This is a genomic window from Pseudovibrio sp. POLY-S9 (assembly GCF_001431305.1).
GTDB lineage: Bacteria > Pseudomonadota > Alphaproteobacteria > Rhizobiales > Stappiaceae > Pseudovibrio.
Genome location: NZ_LCWX01000231.1, coordinates 54200 through 65215, shown reverse-complemented (window position 1 = coordinate 65215; position 11016 = coordinate 54200). Strand labels below are relative to the sequence as shown.

The window sequence follows — 11016 nt, the reverse complement described above, 5'->3', positions numbered from 1 at the left end:
CCTCCGGAGCCGCAATCGTATGCGGTGGGGCTTTGCGCACTAGATCGCTAGTTGCAGCGGAAAATATTAGGTGCGCACTTCGCAAATCCAATGTTTTGTTATTGCTTCACCACCACGGCGCGAGTGCCCCCTGCGCCGACGGATCGCTAAACACGCGACTTTTAAAGTGGCAACGCAGTTGCAGGGGTCTTGTTAGCCAACCATCTGGAAGCCTTGCATGGATCATTGTTATGATCTGCATCACGGAGTTGGGAGGTGCTTTCACGTAGAACGAAAGTGATATCTGCGGCATCTTCGAGGAGTACATCTCGCACTTGAAAGCCATGACCTCGCATATTTGAAGCTCAAAACATTGGAGTGAATTGCCAAGATTATGTGACGAAACGCAAACCTTAAAATGAGGTACTGCTTGTCGCCCCCTATGGAGAAGTGCAGATCTCTATATTGGCGCAGCTGTTTATGCACCACTTTCCCTTTCATTCACTCTGAAAGAGCAAGCTAATCACCCTCTCAAGAGCCTATCTGCTCGAGACCGAGACATGCTATGCCATACTTATATCCAGCATGACTTTCTTAGCTGCCTGTTTGACGCTTTCTTCTGCTTGCGTCAGGAGTTTTATCCGGTCAAAAATCTGTGCGTCCTCATTCAGAGTTTTCCGAAGCGATTGCCCAAAGGCCATGCGAACTTCGGTACCAATATTGAACTTGCAGATCTTTGTTTCTTTTGCCAGTTTCTGCCTGACTTTTGCAGGAATCCCAGAGCCTCCGTGTAGCACGAGCGGAATGTTGGTGACGTTTTCAATGGCATGGACCAGATCGAAATCGATCATTGCTGCTTTTTCTTGTTGCAAGTGCACATTACCGACAGAGATTGCGAGCGCGTCGGCATTACTTTCCTTCGCAAACTGCGCGGCTTCTTCTGGTTTCGTACCTGAGGACACAGCACCCTCAGCGTAGCCAACAAAGCCGACTTCTCCTTCCAGAGAGACACCATGTGGCTTAGCGTTTGCAGCGATGGACTGCATCAGGCGGATGTTTTCCTCAAGAGGAAGCTTGGAGCCATCAAACATGACGGAAGTAAAGCCAAGGTCTATTGCTTTCAGGCAATCCTCTACTTCGTAGCCGTGGTCAAGATGAGCAACCACTGGAACAGAGGCTGTCTCAGCTAGAACTCTAAACATTGGCGCCAGAACTTCCAATGGAGTATGGGCGCGACATCCAGGACCTGCCTGCAGAATGACCGGGCAGCCGATCTCTTCGGCAGCCTCCACAAATGCACGTGCATCTTCCCAACCTAAGACAACAAAGCCAGCAACTGCTGTCCCATTGTTCATGGCTGGGGCTAAAACGTCTTTAAGGTTTGCAATAGGCATTACTGTATCACTACTTAAACTTGGCGATCATGTCTTTGATGCCTGGGATCGTTTCGACCTGATATGCGTGCGTTGGCTGGAAATGCTGCACCAGTGAACGTTGACTGAGGCCGCCGAGAATTGTGAAGTAATACATTTCATAGCCCGGTGCGGCGACACAAGGATGGTAGCCCTTATCGATAACAAGAGTTGATCCATCTACGATGTGATAGGCTTCCCCGACTTTCCCATCTTCTTTCTGAAGCAGCTGCATTCCAAAGCCGTGTCCGGGCCGGAAGCGGAAGTTGTAAGTTTCGTCATGCCGTGTCTCATAAGGCAAGTTGTCAGTGTCATGCTTATGAGGAGGAAATCCTGACCAGCCGCCCTGCCCTACAGTAAACAGTTCGGAAACCAAGAGACGGCCAACTTTATCGTGATATTTAGTTCCAAGTATATGCTTGATTTTACGATGTGTTTTCGTGTCATCTGAGCCGTACTGAACAACATCCAGGTCAGATGATGTCACCGCAAATGGTGTCAGAACACCGTCATATCGCGCTCCAGCGATGAACACTTCGGCGGCATCACTGACGCAAACAATTGTTGTTTTCGCTCCGGTCGGGATATAGACCCCTTCAGGCTCGCCATCCCAAACATCTACGCCGCGACCGCCTATTCCATTCCAGTTCAACCCTTCGCATTCAACGTTTACCGAGCCAGTTGCAGGTACGATGCAAGTTTCATAACCGGGAACCTGATAGTGGAATGCTTCCCCTTGCTTCAGCTTTACGATGTTGAAGTAGTTTAACGGAACGCGGGCATCATCAACGTCTACGATGGGCTTATTCTGATTATTATATGGAGGGATATGCATGCTTAGTCCTTCGTCAAACTCAATGTTTCTTCTACGGAAATGCTGTGTTGTTTCAAAAACCTCACCAGCTCTTTTTCATCGGGCATTGCTGTTGCACAGCCAACCTTGGACACCACAATTGCTGCGCAGGCAGACCCGCGAAAAACGCTTTGCTGCAAGGTCTTTCCATTTGAAAGTGAGGATAGAAAACCACCTAGAAATGCATCTCCTGCACCCGTCGGCTTCACTGCAGAAACAGTGAATATGCCGGTCTGAAATGACTCATTTTCAGTGTAGGTGGTTGAGCCTTTCGAGCCCATTTTGTAAATGCAGATACAGTCAGATCTGTTTGCAAGTTCGTGGGCAAACTTCGGGCCATTAGCCATGTTCCCAGCCATGAAACCAAACTCCTCGTCATTCCCTACAATGACATCACAGAGTGAGCTCATGCGTTTATATGTCTCTGTGGCTTCCTGTGCGGATGCCCAACTGTAGGGGCGGTAATCGATATCAAAAATCGAAACCAATCCCTCAGCTTTTGCTTTCTCCAAGGCGTAAAAAGTCGCTGTGCGAGATGGCTCGGAGGCCAGCAAAGTTCCTGTGGTCACGATTGCATCAAACTGAGAGAAATCAACAGCGTCTACATCGGCTTCGCTCATCATAAAATCTGCTGCACCATTTCGGTAAATGGTCGTCTGATGATCGAGCAAACGTGCTTCCGAGAGCGCAAGGCTGTTTCTGTATTCTCCGCCAATTGGGGTGACGTACTTGTGAACTATTCCGTACCGCTCCAATTGATTGACGCAGTAACGTCCGATTGCATCGTCAGAAACACGGGTCAGCAACGAAACGTGGCATTCTTGCCGGCGCAGGGCGACTGCAATGTTTGCAGCAGATCCGCCCAGATGCACAGACATGGTTTGCGCATCTTCAATTGATGTGCCTGCAGGTTCTGGCGTGAGGTCCATGCCTGCACGCCCGACAACCAGATATCTTTTCCCCTGTAGCTGTTGCAAAAGTCTGTTCATTACACACCCACACGCTGGTTTATGCGACCAACTTCCCATTCTTCACGTGCGGTGCGTACATTCTGACTGTTAGAAACTTCGGGCAGTCCAACTTCCCACCATGCATGACCTTCCTGTGTCCATCCTTCATAAGGATCGACCTGAATAGAAATGATCGTGGTTCGGTCTGCTGCCTTTGCCCGTTTGAACGCTTCACGCAGCTCTGCAATCGTCTCTACGGTTTCTGCCAGTGCGCCTTGAGCTCTTGCGTGCGCAGTAAAATCCACTGCAACAGGGTTTGTAATTGTTGGTGAATCTTTGATCAGATTGTTGAAAGAGGTGTTGCCGGTGTTGTTCTGAAGTTTGTTGATCACGGCGAAGCCACCATTGTCGCAAACCATGACAATGAGCTTCTTTTCGGTCAGGACGGAGGAATAGATATCCGAGTTCATGAGCAGGTAGGAACCGTCACCTGTAAACACGATGGTATCCTGATCGGGCTCTTTCTCGGATTGAGCAATACGTGCCCCCCAACCGCCGGCAATCTCATAGCCCATGCATGAGAAGCCGAATTCGACATCAACCGAGCCGATGGCTTTGGTTTGCCAGTTAGCGGTAACTTCGGCAGGCAGGCCGCCTGCAGCTGCAACAACCCTGTCATTGTTGTCACACAGGTCGTTTACGGCACCGATAACCTGCGCATAGCTGTTAGGTCCATTTGCGGGGTCAACATTGTGCTTCACATAGGAGAGCCACTCTGCCTTTTCCTGTTGCGCAAATGCGGTCCACGTCTCTGGAGCCTTGTATAGCTTTAAGGATGCAATAAACGCAGACAAACCTAATTTTGCATCACCCACGACAGGGAGCGATCGATGCTTGCTTGCATCATGACGAGCAGCATTAAGGGAAACAAACCGAGCATCTTTTCTGAAAGCGGTCCATGACCCGGTGGTAAAGTCCTGCAAACGTGTTCCAACAGCAATAACCACGTCAGCATCAGCAGCAATTGCATTTGCTGAGTTTGAGCCTGTTACGCCGACTGGTCCGCAATTCAGCTCGTGATCTGACAGCAGGTTTGCACGGCCCGCTATTGTTTCTATAACCGGAATTTGTGTCTGTTCAGCAAACGCAAGCAATTCTTGCGCGGCACCAGAATATTGCACGCCACCGCCTGCTATGATCACAGGCTTTTTTGCGGCTTGAATGAGTGCAATAGCGTCATCAAGCTCCAACTCATCAGGTGTCTGCCGACGGATGCGGTGAACTTTTTTCTCGAAGAAAGCAACAGGGTAGTCATAGGCCCAACCTTGGACATCCTGTGGCAGTCCCAGGAACGCTGGACCGCAATCAGCCGGGTCAAGCATGGTCGCTATCGCAGCAGGCAACGACTGAATGATCTGTGCTGGATGTGTAATACGGTCCCAGTAACGGGAGACTGCGCGGAAAGCATCATTCACTGATGCAGTCGGATTACCATAATGCTCCACCTGTTGCAGCACCGGGTCCGGCAATCTTGAGATGAACGCATCACCACATAACAGTAGCATTGGAAGCCTGTTCGTGTGTGCTAACGCAGCTGATGTGGCAAGGTTTGTTGTGCCTGGTCCTGCTGAAGCCGTGCAGAACATGAATCTCTTACGTAAATGATATTTGGCATAGGCTGCAGCGGCAAAGCCCATGCCTTGTTCATTCTGACCTCGATAAAGCGGAAGTGTATCGCGATGCTCATATAGTGCCTCGCCCAAGCATGACACATTGCCGTGACCAAAAATTCCGAACCCACCTCCGCAGAGCAGCACTTCGTCACCGTCAATACTTATGTACTGGTTTGCAAGATACCGGATGATCGCCTGCGCCATAGTCAAACGGATTGTGCCAGTGGTGATTTCACTTTTTGTGGTCATGGTGTCCCTATTTCCTTCCGCCTGCAATTGTCGCCTTGTTCCGCCACAATTCGCGGTCCCATCAACTCGTCTATTGACGCCGTGGTAATTTTGAAGGATACCTATTTTGCAACCGGTTGCAACAAATCTTTTCTGGGAGATGTATTTTGACCCAACTGGAACTGCACTGATGAGAGGTAACTACAGGTGAGAGATCTATGAGATTGCGCTGAACTATCCGCATCTTTCTCGCGATCAGATCTTAGGATTGCTCGGAGGGGTTACACCTACCTGTTCGCAGTAAGAGGGGCAAAAATAGCGTTTATATCGAGTGTAGAATGATTTTTTTGCCCGTTCATATGTGAACACGTCGTTTGCGTGACTTCATGTTCTCCAGAGGTTCGGGCTTAAAGAAAGGCTGCAGGTTTTCAGATGAGAGGGCCTTACGTTCGATATAGTTTCAGTCTGGTCAATGCTGTGGCAAATCATATTGAAACCGCTTTCAATTTTCCATACCCCTCCTCCGGCCTGAACATAAGTCCGCCACAGCAGCATGATGGCACCAGTAGATTAGCAACATCGCTCTAAGTACAACAAAGGGATGAAACGTGGGAATTAGAATTGGTAATGCGCCCTGCTCATGGGGGGTAGAGTTCGCAGATGATGCACGTAACCCGAGCTGGGAAAGCGTTCTCGATCAATGTGCCGCCGCGGGCTACAAGGGCATCGAACTTGGGCCGATTGGTTATATGCCAGAGGACCCGGCAGTGCTGAAGGATGCGCTTGTGAAGCGGGATCTGGAACTGGTTGGGGGTGTCGTTTTCCGGCCGTTTCATGATCCGAAAGCATGGGAGGATGTTTGGGATGGCGCGAAGCGGACCTGCGAAGCCCTGAAGGCTCATGATGCCGAGCATTTGGTGCTGATTGACTCAATTTCACCACGGAGGGCACCAACTGCCGGACGTGCGAGTGAAGCCGAGCAAATGGATCTGCAGGAGTGGACTGCATTCAAAGAGCGTATCATGACAGTTGCGCGTATGGGGGCCGAAGAATACGGCCTTACAGTCGGCATCCACGCGCATGCCGCAGGCTTTATGGACTTCGAGAGTGAGTTAGAACGCCTCCTGGCTGAAACCGATCCCGAGTTACTAAAAATCTGTTTAGATACTGGCCACTCTACATATGCTGGCTTTGATCCGGTTGCATTCATGGACCGCCATATGGACCGCATTTCTTACATGCACTTCAAAGATACATCGGCATCGGTAAAGGCAGAGGTTATAACCAACAGGATTGGTTTTTACGACGCATGCGCTCAAGGGATTTTCTGTAACCTTGGTGAGGGAGAAGTGAATTTCCCAGCAGTGCTTGAAAAACTGCGCCAGGCAGGCTTTGAAGGCTGGTGTACGGTTGAGCAAGACTGCGACCCACAAGGTGACACATCTCCGATTGATGATGCTAAACACAATCGTAACTACTTGGAATCCATTGGCTTTCACTGAGGAAACATCATGACTAAATTAAACTGGGGTCTGATTGGAGGCGGCGAAGGAAGCCAGATTGGTCCTGCTCACCGTCTAGGGGCATCCGTTGACGGTTTGTTTCAGCTGGCGGCGGGCGCTCTGGATGCAGATGCAGCAAAAGGGCGCATGTTTGCTCAGTCGCTGGGTATTGCAGAAGACCGGGCTTATGGTGATTGGCAGGAAATGCTGGCCGTTGAAAAAACGCGCAGTGACAAAGTTGATCTTGTGACTATTGCAACACCAAACGCAACGCACTTTGAGATCACCAAAGCCTTCCTCGAAGGTGGCTTTCATGTGCTGTGTGAAAAGCCGATGACCATGACTGTCGAAGAAGGCGAAGAGATCGTAAAGATCAGTCGCCGGACTGGCAAAAAGTGCGCAGTAAACTTTGGCTATTCAGGATTCTCTCTGGTTCGCCAGATGAGAGAAATGATTGCTGCTGGTGATCTGGGTGACGTCCGTCTTGTGAAAGCAGAGTTCGCACACGGTTTCCATGCAGATGCTGCCGATGCTGACAATCCTCGCGTTCGCTGGCGCTACGATCCTGCTGCTGCTGGCGTTTCTGCCGTATTAGCTGATGCAGGTATCCACGCGCTGCATATGGCCTGCTTTGTAACCGGGCAGGAAGTATCGACTGTCTCAGCTGACTTTGCATCGACTATTGCCAGCCGCGAACTGGAAGATGACGCAATGATCAACTTCCGAATGGATGGTGGTGCAGTCGGGCGGCTCTGGACATCAGCAGTTGCCGTGGGGCGTATGCATGGCCTGAGCTTGCAAGTGTTTGGTGAAAAAGGTGGTTTGGCCTGGCAACAGGAACACCCCAACCAGTTGTACTACACACCATTGAATGGTCGCACCCAGATCATCGAGCGCGGTGCTGGCGACTTGTATAATGCAGCCCAAAACGCATCGCGCGTAACAATTGGCCACTCCGAAGGCATGCCCCTGGCCTTTGCAAATATCTATTGCGACCTTGCAGAGATGATCCACGCGGACAAAGCCAGCGGATCTTCTGAGAGATCAGCTTTCCTATTCCCAAGCTGTGAAGATGGTTTGCGGTCTATGGCAAGTGTTTATGCGGCAGTAAAGTCAGCGCATGCAGCTGGTGCATGGCAAGACGCAGTCCCAGCCCTGCTGAAGTAACACTTTTGAAAAGGGGCCGTATACTTACTGGCCCCTTTTTTGTAGGCGCCCCTAGTATTTGCCAGCAACTAAGCGGCCTTTAGTAAAAGTGTTCCACGTTCAACCACACGGCATGGAAACATACGTGTTTCAGGAATCCGATCTGGATCTTCCAGGCAGTCAACAAGCAGCTCAACAGAGGATGAAATGATTTGCTGAACAGGTTGATGGATGGTTGTCAGATTGATATTTGCCCAACCTGCCATTTCCATGTTGTTGAAGCCAATAAAGCCTATTTCTTCCGGTACTTTTAGACCAGCGGTCTGCGCGGCACTCAATGCTCCGATAGTAAGCACGTCATCACCACAAAAATAAGCGTTAGCGCGGTCTTTCAGCAAGATGCTCTGCATCGCTTTCCTACCTGCATCATAAGAGTAATCCTCCGCAAAATCGACGGATAATTTTACACTAGGATGCTCAGCGAGAACTCGTTGAAAACCGAAGAGGCGATCCTGCGTAGATGACGCATTTTCCGGCCCACCCAAAAATCCGATGTGCTCATACCCTTTAGAGAGCAAGAGCTCCGCAGCCAACTCACCGGCGTAACGGTTATCAATGCCTACGGTGTGCACAGTCGGCGTCGCGCTGCATCTCCCAAAGGAATGCACAACCGGAATTTTTGCATGCCGGAATGATTCAGCAAAATCAGGAGGCAGAGTGGAAGACGCTACAATTACTCCATCAACGCTGTATTGCAGAAGCATATCGAGTGATTTAGCCGGATCAACCTCACCTGAAAGGTTTACGAGAAGAGGCCTGAGCCCTTTTGCCTGCAATGACTGCGTAAACAGATCAAAGACCTGCAGAAAAACTGGGTTATGGAAATTGTTGGAAACCAGACCAATGAGCTTTGTCCGCCGCGTTGTTAAGCTGGAAGCTAAGACATTGGGTCGGTAGCCCAGCTCTTGTGCTGCTTTCTCGACTTTTCGGCGAGTTTTTGCAGAAACGCTTGCACCTTCCGTAAAGGAGCGCGACACCGCTGAAGCAGAGACCCCGGCACGCAATGCAACATCTTTTAGCGTAACAGCCATCCTCTGCCTTTTCGTTTTCACGCATCTGGAAGATACAAATTAATCCGTTCATCAATGATGGCCCAAGTAAAAAAACACAATTAAATTTTGGTGTTATTACTTGGTTATCCCTTCGAAACTGGGAGCAGACCTCCCAGCTTCGAAGTTTTACATATCATCAGGCTGCAACTCGCTTTTGGCGATAAGTATCTGCCACTACGGCCGCAACAATCAGAACACCTTTCACGATATTGATGTAATAAACATCGATACCTAAGAAGGTAAATCCTGACGTCAATGTACCCAAAATAAGCACACCAATGATGGTGCCCATAATGCGACCACGACCTCCGAAGAGAGAGGTTCCACCAATCACAACTGCCGAGATTGCATCCAGCTCCAACATCAGGCCAGTGCCAGATTGAGCGGTCATTGCGCGCGAAGTTTGAACGATGGAGGCGATGCCGTAGAGTGCGCCAGCCATGGTGTACACAAGGATTTTGTGTCTTTTGACGGCAATGCCTGCAACACGGGCTGCATCTTCATTTGAGCCAATTGCATAGGTACGGCGCCCATAAACCGTGTACTTCAAAAGCACATGGAAGACGCCAGCAACAATCAAGAATGTTATGACTGGCCAGGCTCCGGAACCGAAGATAGCAAAATCCTCAGTCAGGAAGCTCACCTGCTTGCCACTTGTATACCAACGCGCCAAGCCACGCGCTGCGACAAGCATCCCAAGGGTCGCGATAAACGGCGGAATTGCGGTAATGGCAATTACGCTCCCGTTGACAAAACCAAGCAGCGCTCCGACCGCAATGCCTGCGAGTACCGGAAAGATGATCGGCAGATCTGTAAGTGCTGGATAGACAGCTCGGGCATACTCTGAGCTTTGTGCCAGAGAGGCCGCTACGATGCCGGCGAAACCAAGAATGGAACCACCGGAAAGATCGATGCCTGCCATGATGATAATCTGACCAACGCCAATAGCAAGAATGCCAATGATTGCCATCTGCAGGATCATGATGAACAGACGTTGACCGTTGAAGATGAAAGTCTGCTCAACGACAAACCAGCCCAAAACTTCAAAAATTGCGGCGATTCCGACGAGTACCAGAAGAATACCCGTGTCCTTTGGAAGACGCTGAAGGAGAGACTTTTGCGTTTCGGCTGAGCCTAATGTTGATGATGAATTAATCAAGATGGCCTCCGAACTATGCCTTACGAGCCTGCCGACGCTGGTCAGCGATAACGGCAGCAACGATGATCATGCCCTTGGCGATTTCCTGATAATAAAAATCGATCCGCAGGAAGGTGAAACCTGATGTGATAACGCCGAGAATGAAGACGCCGATAACGGTCCCCGAAATCTTCCCTTTGCCGCCGAACAATGACGTTCCGCCAATGACGGCTGCGGAGATTGCATCCAGCTCGTACATGAAGCCCATGCCAGGCTGGCCCATTGTCGCTCGCGCACTCATGACGATACCGGCAAGACCGGCAAGGCCACCCGCAATCGAATATACAAGAACCTTATGGCGGTTTACTTTGATGCCGACTATTCGGGCCGCCTCTTCGTTGGATCCGATCGCATAAGTCCGGCGCCCATAAACCGTGTGCTTCAAAAGAATATGAAAGAGCACAGCAACACCGAGGAAAATCAGGACCGGATTAATGCCTTGCCCAATCGCCGTATATTGCTCGGTCAAACCAAAGATTGGCTGGCCTTCTGCATACAGCACAGCAAGCCCACGAGCTGCAACAAGCATCCCCAGTGTAGGAATAAACGGGGGAACACCGGTATAGGCGGTGATGGCTCCGTTGATACTTCCTGCCAGTAGCCCAACCCCGATACCTGCCAGCAGAGGAACAATAACAGGCAGATCTACAATGCCTGGATAGAAGATGGAAAAGCCGCCAGACGCCTGCGCAAAGCTCGCTGCCACCATGGCAGAGAGTGCTGCTACGGACCCGCCCGACAAGTCGATACCAGAGGTAATGATGACTTGCGTTACACCAACAGCAATGATGCCGATGATAGATACCTGAAGAACAATGATAACGAGCCGCTTAGAGTTAGCCAGAAAGCTTTGCCCAACGAAAATCCAGCCCAGGATCTCAAAAAGCGCGGCAATTCCGATCAAAACCATCAGAATGCTCGCCTCCTGAGGAAGCTTTCGGATTGCAGTAGTGTTCATCTACG

Annotated in this window: 9 protein-coding genes; 2 read left to right on the top strand and 7 right to left on the bottom strand. The window is 50.3% G+C overall.

Translation table 11 applies throughout. The annotated features are described in order from the left end of the window. Window positions 1-542 precede the first annotated feature (542 nt). Genes PPL9_RS24030 through iolD form a run of 4 tightly spaced genes read right to left on the bottom strand, consistent with a single transcriptional unit; the run spans window position 543 to window position 5116 of the window. Window positions 543-1373, bottom strand: a complete 831-nt coding sequence (locus tag PPL9_RS24030; RefSeq protein ID WP_057465088.1) for a class II fructose-bisphosphate aldolase — start codon at window positions 1371-1373, stop codon at window positions 543-545. A 10-nt stretch (window positions 1374-1383) separates the two neighbouring features. Continuing rightward, window positions 1384-2226: a 5-deoxy-glucuronate isomerase gene (locus PPL9_RS24025; RefSeq protein ID WP_057465087.1), complete on the bottom strand. Its 843-nt coding sequence runs from the start codon at window positions 2224-2226 to the stop codon at window positions 1384-1386. Between the two features lie 2 nt (window positions 2227-2228). Continuing rightward, window positions 2229-3233 (bottom strand): 5-dehydro-2-deoxygluconokinase, encoded by a 1005-nt coding sequence (gene iolC / locus PPL9_RS24020; RefSeq protein WP_057465086.1) that lies wholly within the window; start codon window positions 3231-3233, stop codon window positions 2229-2231. Next, window positions 3233-5116 carry a 3D-(3,5/4)-trihydroxycyclohexane-1,2-dione acylhydrolase (decyclizing) gene (iolD, locus tag PPL9_RS24015; RefSeq protein ID WP_193776988.1) on the bottom strand — a complete coding sequence of 628 codons (1884 nt, stop codon included), beginning with the start codon at window positions 5114-5116 and terminating at the stop codon, window positions 3233-3235. The genes iolC and iolD overlap by 1 nt, the downstream gene beginning before the upstream one ends. 587 nt (window positions 5117-5703) lie before the next feature. Here iolD and PPL9_RS24010 point away from each other — a divergent pair. Beyond that, complete coding sequence (locus PPL9_RS24010) at window positions 5704-6597, top strand: TIM barrel protein (RefSeq protein ID WP_057465085.1); 894 nt, start codon at window positions 5704-5706, stop codon at window positions 6595-6597. 9 nt (window positions 6598-6606) lie between these two features. Then, the gene (locus PPL9_RS24005) at window positions 6607-7764 is read left to right on the top strand and encodes a Gfo/Idh/MocA family oxidoreductase (RefSeq protein ID WP_057465084.1); all 1158 of its coding nucleotides are present in this window, start codon (window positions 6607-6609) and stop codon (window positions 7762-7764) included. Between the two features lie 68 nt (window positions 7765-7832). Here PPL9_RS24005 and PPL9_RS24000 read toward each other — a convergent pair whose 3' ends face one another. The 3 genes from PPL9_RS24000 to PPL9_RS23990 form a co-directional block, all read right to left on the bottom strand. Continuing rightward, window positions 7833-8834: a LacI family DNA-binding transcriptional regulator gene (locus PPL9_RS24000; protein WP_057465083.1), complete on the bottom strand. Its 1002-nt coding sequence runs from the start codon at window positions 8832-8834 to the stop codon at window positions 7833-7835. Window positions 8835-8991: 157 nt separating this feature from the next. Then, on the bottom strand, window positions 8992-10011 hold the full coding sequence (locus PPL9_RS23995) for an ABC transporter permease (protein WP_057465093.1): 1020 nt from the start codon (window positions 10009-10011) through the stop codon (window positions 8992-8994). A 16-nt stretch (window positions 10012-10027) separates the two neighbouring features. Continuing rightward, a complete protein-coding gene (locus tag PPL9_RS23990; RefSeq protein WP_057465082.1) occupies window positions 10028-11011 on the bottom strand; it encodes an ABC transporter permease in 984 nt (327 codons plus the stop codon). Window positions 11012-11016: the final 5 nt, after the last annotated feature.